We start from the raw sequence: 20,884 nt of genomic DNA on the forward strand, positions 1-20,884 counted from the left end.
ACCTGCGTTCGGCCTTCTGAAGTCGCGAAGATCAAAAGCAAGATCAAGATCAAGATCAAGATCAAGATCAAGATCAAGATCAAGATCAAGATCAAGATCAACAGAAGCACAAACAGAAACAGTAACCTGTTTTAACTCTCAGTAGAGGTGTCTGGGTACGCGTAATAGTTATATCCGGAACAGTGTTCACGATATCCGCTGGCGTATATAGCACTTAAGAGCGACATTGCCGGGGCGCCTGAAAGGCCGCAATGGGTTGCGAGACAGCCCCGGCAATCTATGCTGCGAAGCTAAATTCCAGAGGCCGCACCGCCGCCCACCGTTGCTCTTTGTGCCGGGAAAACCCCCGAGAGCCACCTTTTCAGCCCTCAAGCCACTGCGGGCTGTTGAAATTATTCAATCGGCTATCCTCTTCAGCGCAATCAACCGCCGCTACGGGCGAGCCGAGCAAGGCTTTTTGCAAACTACGCTCCCCAGCATGCCAGGCTTGCTCAAGCAGCGGCAGGATGGCACGGGGCAGCACGCTGAACATCGGTTGCCAGTACCCACCCTGGCGGACCATGGCGGTACTGTTGGCCGCCAAGGCGGCGCGGCGCAGGTCATTGACCAACACCTGATCAACCCGTGGCGCATCGCAGGCGAGCACCACCACCCACTCGTGCCGCGCTACCGCCAACCCGGCAAGCACGCCAGCCAGTGGGCCAGGGAAGCCGGCCTCTGTATCACTCACGCATCGCTCGGCGTACCGCTGGTATACCTGCTGATTACGATTGCACGAAACGATCAGGTCATCACTGAGCCCCCGAACCACCGCATGAACGTGGGCAATCAGAGGACGGCCTTGCCAGTCGATCAGCCCTTTGTCACGCCCACCCATGCGTTGGCCACGGCCACCGGCGAGCATGAGGACAGAGCAAGGGGGCAGGGTAGCAGGCATGAAAAAGGGTTCCGGGCAGTCAATGCCCGAAACCCTCCCACTTCACGCTCCGCTTGTCCAGTCAGTCACTGCGCGTGGCTGGCTCGTGGCCAGGCTCCAGTGGTCGTCGGCGCCCGGACAAACGCATCACCACAACGAAGAACACCGGTACGAAGACCACCGCCAGTGTGGCACTCAACATACCGCCAATGACCCCCGTACCGATGGCCTGCTGGCTTGCCGAGCTGGCACCGGTGGCGATGGCCAGCGGCACCACCCCAAGGATGAACGCCAAAGACGTCATTACGATGGGCCGCAGGCGCAGGCGGGCAGCCTCGAGTGCAGCCTGGGTGGCATCCATGCCCTGGTCCACCAGGCTCTTGGCGAACTCGATGATCAGGATGGCGTTCTTAGCTGAAAGCCCGATCAAGGTGATCAAGCCCACCTTGAAGAACACGTCGTTAGGCATGCCGCGCAGTGTGACCGCCAGCACCGCACCCAGAATGCCCAAGGGCACCACCAGTAGTACGGCTGTGGGGATCGACCAACTTTCATACAATGCCGCCAGGCACAGGAACACCACCAACAGCGACAGGGCCATGAGTACCGGCGCCTGGCTGCCCGAGAGCCTTTCCTGCAGCGACAAGCCGGTCCATTCCAGCCCTACGCCGGGCGGCAGCTGCGCCACGATTCGCTCGATCTCGGCCATGGCCTGACCGGAGCTTTGCCCGGCTGCCGGCTCACCCGAAATGGACACCGCTGGGTAACCGTTGTAACGCGTCAACTGGACTGGACCGCTGACCCATCGTGGCTGGACGAAGGCGCCAAGCGGCACCATCTTGCCGGCGCTGTTGCGCACGTGAATCTTCAGCAAGTCTTCCACCTGGCTGCGCTGATCGCCCTCAGCTTGCACCACCACCCGCTGCATGCGGCCTTGGTTGGGAAAGTCATTGACGTAGCTCGAACCCACCGCTACGTCCAGCACCGAGCCGATATCGGCGAACGAGACGCCCAGCGCATTGGCCTGACGGCGGTCGATCTCCAGCTCCACTTGCGGGCTTTCGGCCAGGGACGCCTCGCGCACGTTGGTCAGTAGCGAGCTCTTGCTCGCCTTGGCCAGTAGCTCGTCACGTGCAGCCATGAGTTGGGCATGACCAAGCCCACCACGGTCCTGCAGGCGGAACTCGAAGCCGGTGGACTCGCCTAGGCCGTCAATCGGCGGCGGCAATACGGCGAAGGCGATGGCGTCCTTGAGTTGCGTGAATGCCATGTTTGCGCGATCGGCTATGGACTGGGCACTGTCATCGGCGCCACGTTCAGACCAGTCTTTCAGGGTCGTGAAGGCCAACGCCGCATTCTGGCCACTGCCGGAGAAACTGAAACCCAGAATTACCGTGGTATTGCCCACGCCAGCTTCACCGCCATTGTGAGCTTCGATCTGAGCTGCCACCTGCTCGGTCCGCATGCGGCTAGCGCCTGGCGGCAGCTGTATATCTGTGATGGTGTAGCCCTGGTCTTCGGTCGGCAGAAAGGCTGTGGGCAACTGACTGAAGCCGTAGCCCAACACGCCCAGCAGCACAGCGTACACCAGCAGGTAGATCCCGCTGCGGCGAAGTGCTTGGGACACCCAGCCCTCATAGCCCTTGCTCATGCCCTCGAAGCGCCGGTTGAACCAGCCGAAGAAACCGCCGCGCTGATGATGCTCGCCTTGGTTCACAGGCTTGAGCAACGTCGCGCACAGCGCTGGCGTCAGGCTCAGGGCAAGGAAGGCCGAGAACAGGATGGAAACTGCCATGGACACCGAAAACTGCTGGTAGATCACGCCGACCGAGCCCTTCATGAAGGCCATTGGCAGGAACACGGCTACCAGCACCAGCGTGATGCCGATGATCGCCCCGCTGATCTGGCCCATGGCCTTGCGTGTGGCTTCCCGTGGCGCCAGGCCTTCCTCAGCCATGATTCGCTCAACGTTCTCGACCACCACAATGGCGTCATCCACCAGGATGCCAATGGCCAGGACCATGCCGAACAGGGTCAGCACGTTGACCGAGAAGCCCAGTAACAGCATCACGCCGAACGTACCCATCAGCGCCACGGGCACCACCAGTGTGGGAATCAAGGTATAACGCAGGTTCTGCAGGAACAGGAACATCACCGCGAACACCAGCACCATCGCTTCGAACAGCGTGCTGATGACCTGCTGTATGGAGACCTTGACGAACGGCGAGGTATCGTAGGGAATGTCGTACTTCACACCCTCCGGGAAGTAGCGCGCCAGGTCCTTCATCTTGGCGCGCACCAGCGTGGCCGTTTCCATGGCATTGGCACCCGGGGCCAGCTGCACGCTGAATGCGGTGGCCGGCTTGCCGTTCAGGCGGGTGCCGTACTGGTACTCCTGGGCACCGATTTCTACCCGTGCTACATCCCCGATGGTCACCACCGAACCGTCGGTATTGGCCCGCAGGACAATGGCGGCAAACGCTTCTGGCGTGGTCAGTTGGCCCTTGACCACCACATTGGCGGTGATCTCCTGGGTAGCGGGGCTGGGCAGGTCGCCGATGCTGCCGGGCGCTACCTGCGCGTTCTGGGCGGTGATGGCTTCGGCCACGTCGTTGGGTGTGAGGTTCAGGCCCACCAGCTTGGCCGGGTCGATCCAGATGCGCATGGCGCGCTCGGAGCCGTACAGCTGGGCCTTGCCGACCCCCTTGATGCGCCGGATCTCGTTCATCACGTTGCGCGCCAGGATGTCGGACAACGCGGTCTCGTCGAATTTGCCATCCTCGGAGGTGAGCGTGCCCAGCAGCAGGAAGCCAGTGGACACCTTTTCCACCTGCAACCCTTGTTGGGTAACCGGGCGTGGCAGGCGCGACTCGACCACTTTCAAGCGGTTCTGCACGTCGACCTGGGCCAGGTCGGGCACGGTGCCCGGCTCGAAGGTGGCGGTGATGGTGGCGCTGCCCAGGCTGCTCTGCGACTCGAAGTACAGCAGGTTGTCGGCGCCGTTGAGCTCTTGCTCGATCAGGCTGACCACGCTTTCATCCATGGTCGCCGCCGAGGCGCCAGGGTATACGGCGTAGATCTCCACCTGCGGTGGCGCCACGTTGGGGTACTGGGCCACGGGCAATTGAGGAATGGCCAGGGCGCCAGCCAGCAGGATGAACAGCGCCACCACCCAAGCGAAAATAGGGCGGTCAATGAAGAATTGCGGCATCGATCAAGCCCTCACTGGCCGGTGTGCTGGGTGACGGAGGTGGCCTCGGGTGCGGAGTCAATCTGCACGCGTTCGCCTGCCTTGGCATGTTGCAGGCCTTCGACCACCACCTGGTCACCGGCAGCCAGGCCGTCGCGCACTACCCAGCGGTCGCCCTGTACGTTGCCCAGGACCACCTGCCGTTCGCTGACCTGCGATTGAGCATCCACGACCAGCACTTTCGGCACACCTGCACTGTCACGCAGGATCGCCCGTTGCGGGACACTCAGGCCTTGCGGTTGCACGGCCTGGGCCAGGCGCACGCGCACATAGCTGCCTGGCAGCAAGTCGAGGTTGGGGTTGGGAAACTCGCTGCGCAGGGTGATCTGATTGGTCGAAGGGTCGACCTGGATGTCGGAAAACAACAGCTTGCCGGGCAGCGGGTAGGCACTGCCGTCGTCCTCGATCAAGGTAACACTGGCCTGGTCTGCGTCGACCCGTTGAAGCTGGCCGGCACGCAAGGCCTTGCGCAGCGCCGTGATCTCACGGGTCGACTGGGTGACGTCGACATGAATGGGGTCCAGTTGCTCGATGGTCGCCAGCGGCGTGGCTTCGTTCTGCCCGACCAATGCGCCTTCGGTCACCTGGGCGCGGCCAATGCGGCCAGCGATGGGGGCGGTGACGGTGGCGTATCCCAGGTTCAGACGGGCTCGTTGTACGGCTGCCTTGGCCTCGGCCACCGCTGCGTTGGCTTGCAGCAGGCTGGCCTTGGCGTTGTCGTATTCCTGGCCGCTGACGGCCTTGTCGTTGACCAGCTCGCGGTAACGCTGCTCTTGCAGGCGAGCCTGATAACGGGTGGCGTCGGCTCTGGCCAGTGCCGCCTGGGCGCTGGCCAGGTCGGCCTTGAAGGGTGCCGGATCGATCTGGAACAACACATCGCCCTGCTTGACGTCGCTACCTTCGCGGTAGACCCGTTTGAGCACCACACCGGCCACCCGAGCCCGCACCTGAGCAGTACGCGGCGCCAGAATGCGGCCGTTGAGCTCGCTGGTAATGGCCAACGGTTGCAGTTGCAGCGTCTCGACGCGCACATGCGGGACCGGGGCTTGCTGTTCGGGTTCGTCGCTAGCGCTACAGCCGCCAAGGCCCAAGCTTACAAGCGCCAGAAGCGCCATGCGGCGCAGGGTAACAGTGAGTGTGTCGGACATGGGGATCTTCCGCTGATGATCTGCGCTATGCTACGGCACCCGGGCCATGATTGGCTGTTAACAGCTGTACGGGGAGTGTGAAAAAGTGTGAAGCGATGGGTTGTGCACCGTGATGTTTCTATAAGCTTGGGCCACTATAACGCAGCGCTCACCTGGCCATGCCGAGCCGGTGTGCTGCAAGTCCCTACACCTGCCTGCCAAGCGACCCATGCCCACTATACTTCTGGTCGAAGACGACAGCGCCCTGGCCGAGCTCATCGCCAGTTACCTGCAACGCAACGAATTCGTGGTCCGGGTCATTGCCCGGGGTGACCACGTGCTGGACGAATATCGCCGGGACAAACCCGACCTGGTGATTCTCGACCTGATGCTCCCAGGCCTGGACGGGCTGCAGGTGTGTCGCCAATTGCGTCAGCAGTCCCAATGCCTGCCGATCCTGATGCTCACCGCCCGCGATGACAGCCATGACCAGGTGCTGGGGCTGGAAATGGGTGCTGACGACTACGTCACCAAGCCGTGCGAGCCACGGGTGTTGCTGGCAAGGGTGCGCACCTTGCTGCGCCGCAGCGGTAACGAACCCAGGCTGGACCATGACCTGATCGTGGTAGGTGGGTTGTGCATCGACCTGGCCGAGCGCACCGTCACCTGGCGCGGCGAGCCTGTCGACCTGTCGGCCGGGGAATTCAACCTGCTGGTCGTGCTGGCGCGCAATGCCGGGGTGGTGCTCAATCGCGACCGCATTCTTCAACAGCTGCGCGGTATCGAGTTCAACGGCACCGACCGTTCGGTGGATGTGGCCATTTCCAAACTGCGTCGCAAGTTCGACGACAACGCAGGCGAAGCACGCAAGATCAAGACGGTCTGGGGCAAAGGCTATCTGTTCAGCCGTGTCGAGTGGGAGTAGGCCGCGATGTTCAAGATCCTGGTGCGGCTGTATCTGCTGATCATCGTGGCCTATGCCGGAGCCTTGCTGTTCATACCCGACACCATCGTGGGGCTGTTCCAGGAACGCTTCATGGCCTACAACCTCAGCCAGACCAAAGGTGTGCAGACGCTGATCGTGCGTCAGTTCCACCAGGCGCCCCAGTCCCAGTGGCCTGCCGTGGCGCAGGCGCTTGCCGACGATTTTGCGCCCTTGCAGGTACGGCTGCTGCGTATTGACCAGGCCGACTTGGATGAAACGGAGCGCGCGCGATTGGCACAGGGGGAGTCGGCAGTGCGCCTGGCCCAATGGGGCTACTACGAAACCCTGCTGGCGCCATTGGACAGCCATTGGCTGGTACGCCTGGATTCGCCGCCCGATCCTTTGGACATCAACGTCCTGTCCTGGGGCGTGACGGTGTTGATCGGGGCCGCGATGCTCGGTTGCCTGTTGCTCTGGGTATGGCCGCACTGGCGTGACTTGGAGCGCTTGAAGGAAACTGCCCGGCGCCTGGGGCAAGGGCAGATGTCCGAACGCACGCATATCTCGGCGCATTCGAACATTGGCGAACTGGCCAGGGTGTTCGACACCATGGCAAGCGACCTTGAACGCCATGTCAATCAACAGCGCGAGTTGCTCAATGCCGTGTCCCACGAGCTGCGCACGCCTCTGACGCGCCTTGATTTCGGTTTGGTGCTGCTATTTGACGAAGTGCCGCCGGCCAGCCGCAAGCGTTTGCTGGAGCTGGTCGGGCATGTGCGTGAGCTGGACGAATTGGTGTTGGAGCTGCTGTCCTACAGCCGTTTGTACAATGCCGACCAGGCGCGCGAGCGGGTGGAGGTGTCGTTGCTTGAGCTGGTGGACAGCGTGCTAGGCAGCTTTGCCGAGGAGTTGGACGGGCGTGGCATCCAGTGGGAGGTGCATGCCGACGCCGAGTTGCCGCGCTTTGTGCTCGATCCGCGTCTGACGGCCCGAGCGGTGCAGAACCTGGTGCGCAATGCCATGCGCTATTGCGAGCAGCGCCTGGTGCTGCGCTTGCGCCTGGAGCCCGACGGAGCATGCCTGCTGACGGTAGAGGATGACGGCATTGGCATTCCCGTCGAGGAGCGTGAGCGAATCTTCCAGCCGTTCTATCGCCTGGACCGCAGCCGTGACCGCAGCACGGGTGGATTCGGCCTGGGGTTGGCGATCAGCAGGCGGGCCATTGAGGGGCAGGGCGGGACCTTGACGGTTGCCCAGTCCCCATTGGGCGGAGCGCAGTTCCGTATTCGCTTGCCCGCCGGGACGGTGACCTGATGCCTGATAGTAAGCCTCTTCTTTTAACCGGCGGGATCTTGTAGCGTGTCGGGTCGTCATTCAGGGAGCTGAACATGCAAGGCAAGGCCCGCAAGATCGTCCAGGCCATTCTCTACGAGGCCATCGCCGTGGCGTGCGTCGCCCCCGCCCTGGAGTTGGCGTTCGGGGCGGGGATGGCGCAGTCAACCGTGCTGTCGGTACTGATGTCCGGCGTCGCGATGAGCTGGAACATGCTCTATAACTGGGTGTTCGAGCGCTGGGAGGCGCGCCAGCCTCATCGCAAGCGCACGCTCTTGCGCCGCTTGCTGCATGCGCTTGGCTTCGAGGGTGGCCTGGTGGTGATCCTGCTGCCGCTGGTGGCTTATTGGTTGCAAGTCAGCCTGCTGGCAGCGCTTTTGACCAATCTGGCCCTGTTCGTCTTCTTCTTCGTCTACGCCTTCGTATTCCAGTGGGGCTTCGACAAGGTTTTCGACGTGCCGTTGTCGGCGCAGCAGGCCAAGTGTTGACGTGCGGCCAGCCCTCGGGCTAACGTTCGGCGCATGAACCGCTATCAGCCTGCCTTCGCCAGCATTATTACCGCCATCATTGGATTGGCGGGCTAGCGCGAGCATGCACCGAACCCGCCCTGGAGGCGGGTTTTTTTCATCTGACTCCTGGGCACCGTTAACCGGCCAAGGAGTCGACGATGTCCAACCTGTGTTCCGCCCCGCGAGCAATCACCCCTCAGCGACTGCTGTCCGAGCAGGTTCGGCGTATCTTGGCAGCGCCCGTCTATGACCTGGCCATCGAAACGCCGCTGCAAGAGGCCGGGGGGTTGTCCGATAGGCTGGGTAATCGGGTGCTGCTCAAACGCGAAGACCTGCAGCCCACATTCTCGTTCAAGATCCGTGGGGCTTATACGCGACTATCGAGGTTGACGACCCGCCAGCGTCAGGCCGGCGTAGTGACAGCTTCTGCGGGCAACCACGCTCAGGGCGTGGCCATGGCCGCCGCGCACCTGGGCATGACGGCCACGATCGTCATGCCGTCCACGACGCCTTCGCTCAAAGTACAGGGCGTGCGTGCCCGCGGGGGGCGGGTGGTGCTGCACGGTGACAGCTTCCCCCATGCCCTGGCCCATGCCCTGAAGCTGGCCGACCTGGAAGGAGCCACATTCGTGCCACCCTTCGATGACCCGGATGTGATCGCGGGTCAAGGTACGGTCGGCATGGAGATTCTTCGGCAGTGCCCTGGGCCGCTACATGCCGTTTTCGTACCGGTTGGCGGAGGTGGCTTGATTGCCGGAATCGCAGCCTATATCAAATACCTGCGCCCCGAAGTCAAGGTGATCGGGGTGGAACCCGAGGATGCCAACTGCCTGCAGGCCGCCCTGCAAGCTGGCGAGCGGGTGGTGCTCCCGCATGTGGGCACCTTCGCCGACGGGGTGGCCGTGGCCCAGGTGGGCGCCCACTGCTTCGAGCTATGCCGGCATTTTGTGGACGAGGTGCTGACGGTCAGCAGCGACGCGCTGTGTGCCGCGATCAAGGACATCTACGATGACACCCGCTCGATCACCGAGCCGTCGGGCGCTCTGGCAGTTGCCGGCATGAAGCAGTACGTGGACCGCGAGGGTATTGGCGGGCAGACACTGGTGGCTATCGATTCAGGGGCCAACATCAACTTCGATCGGTTGAGGCATGTGGCAGAGCGCGCCGAACTGGGTGAACAACGCGAAGCGGTGATTGCGGTGACCATCCCTGATCAGCCCGGTAGCTTCCGGGCGTTCTGCCAAGCATTGGGCAAGCGCCAGGTCACGGAATTCAACTACCGCTGCCAGCCGGGCAAACCTGCGCGTCTGTTTGTTGGAGTGCAAACGCACCCTGTGCAGGACCCGCGCGATCAGCTGTTGAGCGGTTTAAAAGCACAAGGCTATGAGGTTGTGGACCTGACTGACAATGAACTGGCCAAGCTGCACGTGCGCCACACCGTGGGTGGGCCTTTGGCGCCTGGCAGTCACGAGCAGGTGCTGCGTTTCGAGTTTCCAGAGCGCCCCGGGGCATTGCTGGCGTTTCTGGAGCGCCTGGGCCAGCGCTGGAACATCAGCCTGTTCCATTACCGCAACCACGGTGCAGCCCATGCGCGGGTGTTCGCTGCGCTGCAAGTGCCTGCCGATGAGCGTGCCGGGTTATTCGTGGCGCTCGACCAGATGGATTATCGCTACTGGGACGAAACGGATAACCCGGCTTATCGGCTGTTCCTCGGCTGAGGCGGTGGTTTATCGCTCGCGCATGAAGAAACCGGCCACGAACTTGCGGAAGGTTTCAGGGCTCTTGAAGTCGGCATACCGTTTAAAGTTCTCGGTATCCGGCTCGGGCCCGATGGGTTGTTCAAGCAGCGATATGGACAGAACACGGTCTTGGTCGGACGTCATCACCAGTTCATCCATGAGCTGCCCGCCAACCACCGGGCGGCGCATCTGCACCTTGACGCCCTTGCTGGCCATCCAGTCCACCAGCGATACCAATGCCTTGAGCGGTTCGCGCTCTTCATCGCGATAGACCGGAAACAGATGGCCCCGCGATAGCACCGGTACGCTGGCCACGTGGATCAGCTCAAAGAAGTGACTGCCGGGAGTCGTAGGCGAATAGAGTGCCAGCGTCAGCAGCGGGCCGCAGGTGCGCTGACCACCCCAGTACAGATGATGGCCCTGGAAATCGAAACCGTCTTCGCTTCGGTAGTGAAAGACCTTGCGGCCCTTGATCTGGTCGATGCAGTCGAGCAGTAGCCCATGACGCCGGTGGTTGCCAAAGATCGTGGCCTCACGCAGACGCGCCTTGAGCATCATCATGTGCTTCATGTCCAGGCGCGTTTCCAGGTAGTTGCTGGCCGGTACCCGTTCCACCAGCGGATAGCGACTGGCCACAGCACGCAGTTGAGCGAATTGCCCGGTCAGGTCCTGTTTCAAATGCGTGGCGTAAAGGTTCAGGCCGCTGGTCTCGATCCACGTCAGCAACAAGGCCAGCAACCGCTGTTGTTCGCGGCGCTCACCTGGCCCGTTGGTGCTTGTGCTTGCGCCCGTGCGAAAATCGCCGATCAGCCGCAGCGGCGTATCGGGGGGCAGCCAGGCCACCGGCTGGACAGGTGCCTGTGCACGCTCGGCCGCTTCCTGTTCATCCTTGGTAAAGGGGCAGCCTGGGGCATGTTCGGCCGTGCCAGGGTTGTTCTTGAGAAACAACGTACCGGTGTTGCCATTGAGGGTGACATTGAGCACAGGCAGGGCATCGGTGCGGCAATCGCAGGCCAGCCACTGGTTAGCGTTGCGCACCTTCATCAGCATCTGGTTGGCCTGTAGCAGGCGGGGCCCGGTCAAGCCGCCGGTGGCGAAGTCCACCAGCAGCGCGTCCTCGGCGGGCGTCAGGCTGCGCACCTGGGCGGCGGTCTTGTCGATGATACGCATTGAGCGGCTCCGTGCTATGAGCTTCAAGCTTCCAGCAAAGCGGTGCCGCTTTCAACCGTCAGAAGATGTAGTCGGTGGTCAGGAAACTCGACCGCCGATTGCGGATGATGTCACTGAACAAGGCCTTGTTGTCGTCCTCAAAGCGCGTTGCCACCAGGGTGCGTATGGAAAAGACCCTCAAGGCATCGTGCACCGAAAGAGTACCCTCGGCGCTGTTCTTGCGGCCATTGAACGGATAGGTGTCTGGGCCTCGCTGGCATTGGGTATTGATGTTGATGCGACCGACCTGGTTGGCGAAGATATCGATCAGGCTGCCGACGGTGGCAGGGTCGCTGCCGAACAGGCTCAGCTGCTGGCCATAGTCCGAGTCCAGAACGTAGTCGATGACCGTCTGCAGATCGCGGTAAGGGACGATCGGCACAACCGGCCCGAACTGTTCTTCCTGGTACACACGCATCTGCGCCGACACCGGATACAACAGGGCTGGGTAGAAGAACGAACCCCGGCTGTGCCCCCCGTGCTCGTTGATTACCCGTGCTCCCTTGTCGGTCGCATCGTGCACCAGGCTGTCCAGGTAATCGATCTTGCCGGGTTCGGGCAGCGGTGTCAGGGCGACGCCAGGCTCCCAGGGCATGCCCGGCTTGAGTGTGGCGAGCTTGCGCGTGAACTTGTCGAGAAATGCATCGACCACATCTTCATGGACGAACAGAATCTTCAGCGCCGTGCAGCGCTGGCCGTTGAACGACAACGCGCCGGTCAGGGCCTGCTCGACGGCGTTGTCCAGATCCACCTGGGGCAGCACGATGCCGGGGTTCTTCGCGTCCAGGCCCAGTGCCGCGCGCAGGCGATGGGGCCGTGGGTGCAGCTTCTTGAGATCGCTGGCAGCCTTGTGGGTGCCGATGAAGGCGAAGACGTCGACCTTGCCGCTGGCCATCACGGCGCTGACGGTCTCGCGGCCCTTGCCGTAGATGACATTGATGACACCAGGCGGGAAGCTGTCGCGGAAGGCTTCGAGCAGCGGGCGGATCAGCAGCACGCCAAACTTGGCGGGCTTGAACACCACGGTGTTGCCCATGATCAATGCCGGAATCAGGGTGGTGAAGGTTTCGTTGAGGGGGTAGTTGTACGGACCCATGCACAGCGCCACGCCCAAAGGCGCGCGGCGTATCTGACCCAGGGTGCCCTGCTCGAGCTCGAAGCGGCTGGAGCGCCTGTCCAGGTCCTTGAGGGCATTGATGGTTTCATTGATGTAGTCGCAGGTGCGGTCGAATTCCTTTTCCGAATCCGCGAGGTTCTTGCCGATTTCCCACATCAGTAGTTTGACCACGGCCTGACGCTGCTCGCGCATGCGCGCCAGGAACGCTTCCACATGGCCAATGCGCTCTGCCACCCGCATGTTCGGCCATGCTCCGCGCCCCTTGTCATAGGCTTGAACTGCAGCGTCCAGTGCGGTCATGGCCGTGTCGGCGTCGAGCAGCGGAGCGTGGCCCAGCACCACTTGTTGCTCCTGTCCGTTGTCCTTGAGCCAAACGGGGCTACGGACTGTGGCCAACGGCCCGTCCCAATGGCGCAGTTCACCGCCCACCAGGTAGTCACGTTGTTCAAACGGAGCTTCCAGTTGCCACGCTTGAGGTACGTCGGCGGCGTTGGGGTAAAGGTTGTCGAGCAAGGATTTCATGAAACTGCACCTCACAGTGGCTGAGAAGGGTCTAGCACAGTGAAACGGTTCAGCGACGAGCATGCGCCTGACACGGTCAGAATACCAGCGCACAGCAATCGCTTTAGCAGTGCGCCGGTCGCCCGGCGCGTGATCATGGTGTCACAGGTCGAGCTCGAATAGCCCCTCTGCAGGTTGTTCCAACAGGGCTTGCCGGCCTGGCCCTGCATTATCGATCACGGCCAACCGACGCCAGAACTCCCGGCGCGCTCGCTCGGGGTAGATGAGGAACGGCTCAGCCTCCAGCAGCGCCCTGAGGTCGCGCCGGTATTGCAATGGCAAGCGGCGCCACAGCGCAAATTCAGGTGGGCCGGCCTGTTCGAAGAAGTCGGTGTAGTCGGCCTCATTCACCAACAGGTCCACGTCGTGGATTTCGTTGTACGCTTCGATCTGGTGCAGTATCTGCCCTGCCAGCCATCTGCTTTCCATAGACAGCGGGTCGGCTACCTGAACGGGCAGGGCGAAGCCGTCGGGTAGCTGCACGAACTGGTTATCCGTCAGGTCGACGGTGAGCGGCTCCGTCAATTGCGCTAACCCCTGTGGCAATTCGGTCAGCGAGCATCCCGACAGGAACAGCGATCTTATCCCGCTGTGCATGCGCAGGTCGGGTGCAACCAGCAGCGGATTTTCACTCAGATCGAGTACAGCCAGGCCGGTGTACCGTTGCAGGGTGGTCTGGTCCGTAGCGTCCCAGGTGATGCGGTTGCGGTCCACATCCAGCCAACGCAGGCGCTGGCCGAAGGCCAGGCGAGGCAGGTGGTCGAAGCGGCAATCGCTGAGCAGTAACCGCCTGAGGTTCGGGAACCGCTGGTGGAAAACTGCAGGCAGCTGGCTGAGTGCGGGGTTCCCGCGCAGAGAAAGGTGCTCGATGTGATTGAAATCATCGGTCAGGGGCAAGCTGGCCAAGTCTTCATGCGTCAGGTCCAGCTCGGAGAGTTCGAGGCTGTATAGACGACCGCCGCCATCGAGCATCGTGCGTGACACCCGACGCCAGGCATTGATGACAGGGCGCACGGCAAGGTGGCGCTGATGTGGGCGCAGGGGGTTGGGGGCAGCCCACTGAGCCAGATCACGACGCAAGTTCTCAAGACGGGCTTGCAGGTCGCGCAAGCGCTGGGTGGGCGAGCGCATGTCATGCAGGTTGTCTTCGTCCTCCCCTTCATTGAGCCAGTCGGCAAACTCTGCGTCGGTCGCAGTAGGATAAAGACGCCGGTAGGCCGCGCTCAACGAGCTGGTCTGGCGTGGCGCTGCCGGCAGTGGCTCAAGTGGCTGTCCACCACGCAGCCAACCCCGTGTTTCCAGGCGCAGGCTGCGCTGCCCGTAAAGCCTGCGGGCGAGGGTGGCGCGGTTTGCCTTGGCCCATGTCATCACCCGGTGGCGAAGCTGGGCGCCATCCGTATGCTCGATACCCAGCAGGTCGCGACGGGCGCGAGGCAGTGCCTGTTCGATCGCCTGGCAAATATCCATACTCACCACGCCGGGCGCAGGACGCTCTCCAAGGAATCCTTCATAGCCTTGGCTTGATTTGATCACACGAACGAGCTGACCTACGCCGGTATGAGCCAGGATCGGGCCGTCAGGGTTACCGGCGCGCAATTCCAGACGTATATCGGCGGGCCAGTCCGGCATGGCATCAAGCGCGCTGAATAGCAGACGCTCGGTGTCGGTATTGGCCAGCGCTGGCTGGACGAGCCCCTCCAGCGCCCGCACCAGGGGTAGCTCGCTGTGCACCTGTTCTACCGATTGGCGAATGCTGGCAGGCAGTGTCCCTTCCTGCTCCCAGGCCAGAACTTGGCCAGCCTCCAACCGGCCCAGCAGTTGCCTTGCCAACGGCGGCGTGAGACGCGGATAGGTCGAAAGCAGGCGGTCCAAGCCAGGGGCGTGCGGCCTGCTTGGGCTGTAGCGCTGCTCGAACCACTGCGACGCGTCTTGTGCGTTCATCGGAGGGCGTTCGGCGCTAATGCGCAGGCGCTGCAGAACATCCAGCAGCAACGCCGGCGCCGGTTGCCCGCCAAGGTGCAGGTCTCGCAGGCTGTCGGCGTCGATGCCAATCACATCGCACGCTTGCTGGATGTGCTCTGCTGTAAATGCCTCGAACGGCTCACCCAAGCGCTTTACCAGCGTTGCCAGCGGCCAATCGCCTGGCTGCTCGTGCTGGGCGCGCCAGGCGCCTTGAGCATTGTGTTCAAGGGGTGGCTGCCAGGCATCTGCCCGCTCGGGGTGGACAATCTGCCAACGCGACAGTGAAGGCTCCAGCCGCTGCTCATAGAGGTGTCCGTCCATCTTGATGAAGTACCGGCCGTCATGCAGGTACTGGCCCAGCGCGTTGGGCCGCAACTGCGTTGGCAGCGTTTCATTGCAACGGTAGGGGGCCAAGTCCTGGTTCCAGAGCCTGAATGTGCCATCGCTGCCACGTACCTCTTGCAGCGTCGTACCCCGCAGTTTACCGAACAGTCGTGGCAACGCGTGTCCTGCTGCGGCGAAACCGCCTAGCAACGCAAGGTTGATCCCAACCGATTCGATATGCTCTAGCGCCAGATGACGATCGCCGGCTTCCCAGGCTTCATAACCTTCGAACGCTTCGCCCAGGAGCTGGCAAGCAGTGACGGCCAACATGAAGGTGCCCACCGCAGGTACGAAAAAGCTGGCGATGTTGAGCAGGTCCCAGCCGCGACTTTCCCACGTCGCCAGACGCTGGGCCCTGGCATTGGCGTCGAATTGTGCGGTGGGAACGGCAAGCAGACTGGCTTCGTGCTGCAGACGTGCCCAGTGCCGGGCATAGCAGTCGCTAAATGGGTCCCCCTCGATGGCTTGACGGGCGGGGCGCAGGTCAGCGTCCACGGCGCGTTCCCAGGGGCTATCGATTGGGGTATTGCCAGTCGCGTCCAGGTTTTGCTGGAGCATATCGAAGAAGTGGCCGCGTTGGTCTTGGGCTACATACCCTGCGAACGCTTCACGCGCTGCTGGCTCGAGCAGCAAGATGGCCAGCGCTTCATGCACGGCTGCGAGGTCCTTGCAGCTGCGCAACGCAGGCTCGTGGCTGGGCAGGTACACACCTAGGCCGGCCTGGCCCAGGTCGATCAGCATGACTTCGTACAGGACGGTGCCAAACAGGCTCAGCCGCCAGCATGGCAAAGGCTCGCCCTGCAACAGGCGGTCAAGCTCATCGCGGGCGCTGCCGCTGATCAAGTGCCTAAGCAAGGCCAGGTCTGCCGCCATCTGCAGGCGAACTTTGAGCATCTGCAACATGTGCGTCTTTACGACCGGGCTGTCGAAATACCTTTGCAGATGAGCCTGGTAGGCACTTCCCAAATCCAGCGCTCGCATCATGGCGGCGAACGCGGCTGGCGTGAGGGGCAATGGCGTTACTTGATAGCGCTCCGAGTCAATGGGAAATTGCGCAGCCGGCACCTGCATGCCAATCGGCGCGGTGCCCGTTACCGTAATGGGTGTGATGTGAATATTCTTGCTCAGGGCGATTGCACTCTGGGAAGAGAAAACTTCATCCTCGCCAAAGTTCTGCAGTGCAGCCCTTACGATATTTTCCCGTTGGTGGCTATAGACATAGCGCAGGCCGACCCATCGCCAGGTTTGCTCGACGCGCAGCAACTCGCAGGCCTTCAAGTCCACATTCAAACCTTGCGCCTGCAAGCCCTGCTGCACGGCACGCTCTGCGAATTCTGCAACTTGTTCCAGACCGCGCATCGCTCGCCCCAGCGCTGCCTGCGCGTTGACCAATCGCCGATGACTGGCGGCAACGGCTTCCCTCAGATCCGGTGGGGCATTGCAGAACCAGTCTTGGGTTTCCCAAGGGGGTTGTTGCGTCTGCTTGAGGGCCTGCCATTGACGCGCGGTGGCCCGTGCAGCCCAATGTGGCAAAGTTGTCGGTGACACTGAGTTGCTTTCAGACATGTGGCGCGAGCTCCTTTTGTTGAGCCGCTATCACACGTCATGGGTATTTGATGCGGTGGTACTCGGTTATTACCAGGCGCTATAACTCATAGCTTGGCCCAATCGGGACCAGGCTGCGCCGTGGATTATTGGCGCCATAAAACATATGGCTTTTATAGAGGCTCGCTGCTTGCCAAACACTTTGGTAGCACCTTAAATTGTTACTGAATATGAAACCTCAAAGTAATGCAATGCTCTATTAATCAATAGGTTAGTCGTGCTTCGGCTTTTTTATATGTCTGCAAGAACGCAAAACTTACAGTGGACGTCGAATCTGATGAAACAGACGCTCTGGGCAGTGGCTCGTCGCTCACTGTCACCCTCCCAGCGATATCGGTTACGGCACTTGGCAACCCAGGCACGTGAGATTGCCGCCCGTGCCTGCGTCTGGCGTTGGGAAATCAGTCGGTTTCGCCTGCAACACGAAAGTGCCCATGACATCCTTTATGTAGGCCGCAAACAGCAGCGCGACATGGCCAAGTTGCTGATGAGCGGACTGTCCAGCCCCCGCTCTTCAGTGATCAGCCCTGTACCAAACGCCCGACGTCCAGTGGTAATGGTCAGCGAAGTTCCTACCGCAGGTGCTCTGACGGTGCCTCACTACGTGAGCGCCGTCGTGCCGTTGGGGCGCCCCCTAGAAGACATAACCGCGCGCTATGACAGCGAGTTGCGCCGCAGCATTCGCAAACACCGGCCCCTTTATCACATGCGCCAGGCGGTGTCTGACGAGGACATCGAGATGGCGGACCGGGAGTTCCTGCGCCCCTATGCCACAGCCCGCAAGGGCCTTCTTGCGTCGCAAATACCGACCGATGAAGTCTTCAGGATCGCCAAGCAGGTCGGCAGGCTCGACCTCATCGTGCAGGGTGAACACGTGATCGGTTGTCACCTGGGTTGTGAAGTGGTTCGCGCCGGCAAGCGCTACTGGAGCACTTTGCGTTTCGGCTATTGCGAAGCGGTGTTCTCCGATGCCAAGCGCCTGCGTGAAGTCAACTCGATTACGACTTACATGGCGCTGGAGTGGGCGCTTGGGCAGGGCTTCGATTACTACGACATTGGCCTGTGTCTGGCGCGGCCCGACGACGGGCTGTTGAGGTGGAAGCGTCGCAGAGGCGGCGACATCGACTCGCTGGGCAACCATGCCCACCTCTTTGTGCGCCTGCCCAAATCCGGCATCGCCCACTTTCTATGGGAGACGCCATTGTTTGCAGTCGAAAGTGACAAGCTTACGCTGCACCTTGGCGTGCCTGACGGCGCGAGCGAGCAGGCGCTGGCCAGTCGTTATCACGAAATGGTCTTCGGTGGGCTCAGCAAGATCTACTTGTATGGTGCCGCGGGGGCGGGCGATCAGTTGGTCACAGCGCTCAAGCAGCGGTATGCAGGCCTGCCATCAGCGCCGGCAATGGAGATCATCACCTGTACCTGAGCGCGGTACAGGCAACGCACGGGCCAAGCGGCCACCTTAATCGACAATTTCGCGTGGAGACGTTCAATGGCAGGTGATAGCTTGCAGCCCAGCACTTTGCCCGCGGCCCCGTCGTCGCGCTCATGGACCCTGGCTGCTTATCAGTACATGTTGCGCAAGCGCCTGCTCAGGCAGGCCTCGCCAGATATCAGGAGCATTGCCGAGCGTTCGTGGGACATTGCGCCGGGTGAAATGTCCATTACCCCGCCCGCGATATTTTTGCCAGGCCAGCTCGAGCGCGTCACGGGCTGGGAAGGCAAGCGGTTCTATCCCTTCGTGCACCCGCGCTCCACCATGGAAGGCGGCATCCGGACCGCGCATGGGCCGACCCGCGGCTATTTGTGCAGGGACGTGTGGTTGATCGACGGCGCGTTGTACAAGGGCAAGGCTGCCCAGTGGCTGTCGCACCGGCACAGCGCGTTTGCGCCCCTGAGCGTTGAGCATGAGATCGATCGCGGGGCCATCTACTGCACGCATAACGGCAATGCGTGGTTCGGCACTTGGTTGATGGAAGACTGCCCGACCTACGCGCTGGCCTGCAACGAGGGCATGCCCGTCACCACCGCGCCCTCTGCGAAATACCCGATCTTTACCCAGGCCCCTGCCTATGAAGCATGGCTTGGCATGCAGCCGCATCGCCTGCGCACGGCGTTCTTCCGCGAACTGGTGCTGTTCGATGACCAGAGCAATAACCGTGACCGTCATGCCCGTTATCGGGCAATGGGCGACAAGCTTCGTGCGCATGTTGCCCACGCCTCGCACCCAGGCGTATTTCTGCTGCGCGGAGGCGATGGCGACCTGCGCTTGCTGCGCAACGAACTGGCACTGGCTGAACACTTGCGTGTCACCCGGGGGTTTCGCGTCGTCGATCCGTTGAAAAGCGACGTGCCTTCGATCGTCGCAGCCTGCGCCGGGGCGCATGTGGTCATCGGGGTGGAGGGGAGCCAACTGGTTCACGGCGTGAACGTGCTGGAGGCGGGCGGGTGCCTGCTGACCCTGCAGCCTCCGAACCGCTTCGTCAGCTACTACAAGTACCTCACCGATCGCGACCATCAGCACTTCGGGTTCGTGGTTGGCTTGCCCGACGGGGACGGCTTTCGTATCGACATCCAGGAGGTGGAGCGAACCCTGGACCTGTTTCCGTCTCCGGCGGTGTAGTATCGGCCGATTCCATGGGATGGGGACAAAGCGGCGATGCTTGAGGTATCTCGGTTCTGGCGTGATCCGGCACTGCCTTTCGTCGAGGCGCGTGTGGTAGGAGACGGGCGCCAGGTCTGCCACGCAGCCCACTCCCACGAGAGCTTCTCACTCGGGGTGATCACCGGCGGGCGCAGTACATACGTTAGCGGTAACCAACAGGTCGAGGTCGCGGCCGGCAGCACCGTGTTAATCAATCCGGGCGTGATTCACGCGTGCAATCCTGTGTCGGGTCTGCCGTGGTCGTACATCATGCTGTTCATCGACACGCCGTGGCTGGCATCGGTAGGTTTTACCTGGCCGAGCCAACGATACAGCGCAGCCCCGGGCCTGTATCAGCAGGTGCTATCGGTGTGCGCCACGCTGTTTGACCCTGATGCGGCCGAGCGTGAGCAAGGCCTTATGTCGATGCTGTGCGACCTGCCCAGCTTCCTTGACCATGAACCGGCGCCCGAGGCTGCGCTCAACCCGCGCCTTGAGGCGGCCGCAGCGTTCATCCGCGCCCACCGAAGCGATCCGCTAACGCTGCAAGACATTGCCACGGCCTGCGGCTTGTCGCGTGCCTACCTGATCCGTGCCTTCGGCAAGCGCTTCGGCCTGACGCCGCACGGTTACCTGCTCGATCAGCGTGTGCAATTGGCTCGGTCGCACTTGCGCCACGGGCAATCGATCGCCGAGGCAGCCCAGCACGCAGGCTTTGCCGATCAGTCGCACTTGCAGCGGGCATTCAAGCGGCATCTGGCGGCCACCCCCGGGCATTATCGGTAAGCCGCAGAGTCTATATGACCAGCCCTACTGCGCTGGCGACCAACAACGCAGCAAGCGTACGATTCAATAGGCGCAGCGGGCGCGGGCTGTGCAGGTGCCGGCCTGCAACGCTACCCGCCCAAGCCCAGCAGGCCACGGACACGAAGCATATCGGTGCGTATATCCCTGTAAAGACCCACAGCGCCTGTTGCTCGCCTGCCGTATAGGCGCCCACCCCGGCCACTGCGGCAAGCCACGCCTTGGGGTTCAACCACTGCATGGTTGCCCCGCACCAGGCTGAAGGGGGCGCGCAGGTATGAGTGGCGCCCAGTGCGCCGTCGTCGCTGGCGAGTCGCAAGGCCATGTAAAGCAGAAACAGCACTCCCCCGGCCTGGAGCACACCCTGTAGCGGCGCCCAATGTGCCAGTAGCTGATGCAGGCCGTTGCCCACCAGCAGCAGGAGCGCGCAAAAACCCAGTGTCGCGCCTGCTGCGTGGCCCAGGCTTGCGGGTAGGCCGTGCCGAACGCCGCTGGCCAGGGCCACTACATTAACCGGGCCTGGTGAAATGGAGGCCGCCAGTGCGAAGGCGGCCATGGACAATGCTAGATTCATGGCAAAGTACTCACGGGTGATGTGCCGGGCATCATCCAGCCACAACGTCAGGCCGGTATTGAACAAAAGTGCCCATCCGGCGCCGGGGAACGCACCGGCTGCACACGGGGATAGGCTGCTAACGGTTTGTAATAGTTTTGCGCTTACCGGAAAACCTGCTGTGCTTGTAGGATCATCTTCCCTAATTGTTATTCAGGTCACTATGAGCACCTTCGCGGAGCCTCCC

At 62.0% G+C, this 20,884-nt stretch carries 14 protein-coding genes; 7 read left to right on the forward strand and 7 right to left on the reverse strand.

The features are described 5' to 3' along the window. Window positions 1-361: 361 nt before the first annotated feature. The 3 genes from mobA to FS767_RS19755 all read right to left on the reverse strand — a co-directional run bounded on the left by mobA (window position 362) and on the right by FS767_RS19755 (window position 5,314). On the reverse strand, window positions 362-937 hold the full coding sequence (gene mobA, locus FS767_RS19745) for a molybdenum cofactor guanylyltransferase MobA (protein WP_144967614.1): 576 nt from the start codon (window positions 935-937) through the stop codon (window positions 362-364). Window positions 938-998: 61 nt separating this feature from the next. Beyond that, window positions 999-4,127: an efflux RND transporter permease subunit gene (locus tag FS767_RS19750; RefSeq protein WP_144967616.1), complete on the reverse strand. Its 3,129-nt coding sequence runs from the start codon at window positions 4,125-4,127 to the stop codon at window positions 999-1,001. 11 nt (window positions 4,128-4,138) lie between these two features. Next, entirely contained in the window at window positions 4,139-5,314 is a 1,176-nt protein-coding gene (locus tag FS767_RS19755) for an efflux RND transporter periplasmic adaptor subunit (protein WP_144967618.1), read from the reverse strand. A gap of 208 nt (window positions 5,315-5,522) precedes the next feature. Here FS767_RS19755 and FS767_RS19760 point away from each other — a divergent pair, with 208 nt between their 5' ends. From FS767_RS19760 to ilvA, 4 genes are all read left to right on the forward strand, one after another. Beyond that, entirely contained in the window at window positions 5,523-6,218 is a 696-nt protein-coding gene (locus FS767_RS19760; RefSeq protein WP_058605030.1) for a response regulator transcription factor, read from the forward strand. A gap of 6 nt (window positions 6,219-6,224) precedes the next feature. Continuing rightward, window positions 6,225-7,532, forward strand: a complete 1,308-nt coding sequence (locus FS767_RS19765; RefSeq protein WP_144967620.1) for an ATP-binding protein — start codon at window positions 6,225-6,227, stop codon at window positions 7,530-7,532. Between the two features lie 74 nt (window positions 7,533-7,606). After that, on the forward strand, window positions 7,607-8,038 hold the full coding sequence (locus FS767_RS19770; protein ID WP_144967622.1) for a PACE efflux transporter: 432 nt from the start codon (window positions 7,607-7,609) through the stop codon (window positions 8,036-8,038). Between the two features lie 179 nt (window positions 8,039-8,217). Beyond that, window positions 8,218-9,777, forward strand: coding sequence for a threonine ammonia-lyase, biosynthetic (ilvA, locus tag FS767_RS19775; RefSeq protein WP_144967625.1), 1,560 nt, complete (start codon window positions 8,218-8,220; stop codon window positions 9,775-9,777). Window positions 9,778-9,786: 9 nt separating this feature from the next. Here the strand turns inward: ilvA and FS767_RS19780 are convergent, their stop codons facing one another. The 3 genes from FS767_RS19780 to FS767_RS19790 form a co-directional block, all read right to left on the reverse strand. Beyond that, on the reverse strand, window positions 9,787-10,968 hold the full coding sequence (locus FS767_RS19780) for a hypothetical protein (protein ID WP_058637768.1): 1,182 nt from the start codon (window positions 10,966-10,968) through the stop codon (window positions 9,787-9,789). Window positions 10,969-11,026: 58 nt separating this feature from the next. Beyond that, on the reverse strand, window positions 11,027-12,646 hold the full coding sequence (locus tag FS767_RS19785) for an NADP-dependent glyceraldehyde-3-phosphate dehydrogenase (RefSeq protein WP_144967627.1): 1,620 nt from the start codon (window positions 12,644-12,646) through the stop codon (window positions 11,027-11,029). A gap of 141 nt (window positions 12,647-12,787) precedes the next feature. Then, window positions 12,788-16,597 (reverse strand): dermonecrotic toxin domain-containing protein, encoded by a 3,810-nt coding sequence (locus tag FS767_RS19790; RefSeq protein ID WP_144967629.1) that lies wholly within the window; start codon window positions 16,595-16,597, stop codon window positions 12,788-12,790. Between the two features lie 316 nt (window positions 16,598-16,913). On the opposite strand from FS767_RS19790, the gene FS767_RS19795 reads away from it, so the two are divergent. The 3 genes from FS767_RS19795 (at window position 16,914) to FS767_RS19805 (ending at window position 20,066) form a co-directional block, all read left to right on the forward strand. Next, window positions 16,914-18,062 (forward strand): hypothetical protein, encoded by a 1,149-nt coding sequence (locus tag FS767_RS19795; RefSeq protein WP_144967631.1) that lies wholly within the window; start codon window positions 16,914-16,916, stop codon window positions 18,060-18,062. Between the two features lie 66 nt (window positions 18,063-18,128). Further along, window positions 18,129-19,259 carry a glycosyltransferase 61 family protein gene (locus FS767_RS19800; protein WP_144967633.1) on the forward strand — a complete coding sequence of 377 codons (1,131 nt, stop codon included), beginning with the start codon at window positions 18,129-18,131 and terminating at the stop codon, window positions 19,257-19,259. A 36-nt stretch (window positions 19,260-19,295) separates the two neighbouring features. Next, the gene (locus tag FS767_RS19805; protein WP_144967635.1) at window positions 19,296-20,066 is read left to right on the forward strand and encodes an AraC family transcriptional regulator; all 771 of its coding nucleotides are present in this window, start codon (window positions 19,296-19,298) and stop codon (window positions 20,064-20,066) included. A gap of 10 nt (window positions 20,067-20,076) precedes the next feature. Here the strand turns inward: FS767_RS19805 and FS767_RS19810 are convergent, their stop codons facing one another. Then, on the reverse strand, window positions 20,077-20,658 hold the full coding sequence (locus tag FS767_RS19810) for a LysE family translocator (RefSeq protein WP_144967681.1): 582 nt from the start codon (window positions 20,656-20,658) through the stop codon (window positions 20,077-20,079). Window positions 20,659-20,884: the final 226 nt, after the last annotated feature.

Origin of the sequence: Pseudomonas sp. DE0010, assembly GCF_007680745.1 — a bacterium.
In the GTDB taxonomy this organism is placed as follows: domain Bacteria; phylum Pseudomonadota; class Gammaproteobacteria; order Pseudomonadales; family Pseudomonadaceae; genus Aquipseudomonas; species Aquipseudomonas parafulva_B.

What these genes read in the sequence shown, in the direction of transcription:
- FS767_RS19785 (WP_144967627.1), bottom strand. Translation starts at nt 12,646, where the DNA reads ATGAAATCCTTGCTCGACAACCTTTACCCCAACGCCGCCGACGTACCT.
- FS767_RS19760 (WP_058605030.1), top strand. Translation starts at nt 5,523, where the DNA reads ATGCCCACTATACTTCTGGTCGAAGACGACAGCGCCCTGGCCGAGCTC.
- FS767_RS19750 (WP_144967616.1), bottom strand. Translation starts at nt 4,127, where the DNA reads ATGCCGCAATTCTTCATTGACCGCCCTATTTTCGCTTGGGTGGTGGCG.
- FS767_RS19805 (WP_144967635.1), top strand. Translation starts at nt 19,296, where the DNA reads ATGCTTGAGGTATCTCGGTTCTGGCGTGATCCGGCACTGCCTTTCGTC.
- FS767_RS19810 (WP_144967681.1), bottom strand. Translation starts at nt 20,658, where the DNA reads ATGAATCTAGCATTGTCCATGGCCGCCTTCGCACTGGCGGCCTCCATT.
- FS767_RS19780 (WP_058637768.1), bottom strand. Translation starts at nt 10,968, where the DNA reads ATGCGTATCATCGACAAGACCGCCGCCCAGGTGCGCAGCCTGACGCCC.
- FS767_RS19800 (WP_144967633.1), top strand. Translation starts at nt 18,129, where the DNA reads ATGGCAGGTGATAGCTTGCAGCCCAGCACTTTGCCCGCGGCCCCGTCG.
- FS767_RS19795 (WP_144967631.1), top strand. Translation starts at nt 16,914, where the DNA reads ATGAAACAGACGCTCTGGGCAGTGGCTCGTCGCTCACTGTCACCCTCC.
- ilvA (WP_144967625.1), top strand. Translation starts at nt 8,218, where the DNA reads ATGTCCAACCTGTGTTCCGCCCCGCGAGCAATCACCCCTCAGCGACTG.
- FS767_RS19790 (WP_144967629.1), bottom strand. Translation starts at nt 16,597, where the DNA reads ATGTCTGAAAGCAACTCAGTGTCACCGACAACTTTGCCACATTGGGCT.
- FS767_RS19755 (WP_144967618.1), bottom strand. Translation starts at nt 5,314, where the DNA reads ATGTCCGACACACTCACTGTTACCCTGCGCCGCATGGCGCTTCTGGCG.
- FS767_RS19770 (WP_144967622.1), top strand. Translation starts at nt 7,607, where the DNA reads ATGCAAGGCAAGGCCCGCAAGATCGTCCAGGCCATTCTCTACGAGGCC.
- mobA (WP_144967614.1), bottom strand. Translation starts at nt 937, where the DNA reads ATGCCTGCTACCCTGCCCCCTTGCTCTGTCCTCATGCTCGCCGGTGGC.
- FS767_RS19765 (WP_144967620.1), top strand. Translation starts at nt 6,225, where the DNA reads ATGTTCAAGATCCTGGTGCGGCTGTATCTGCTGATCATCGTGGCCTAT.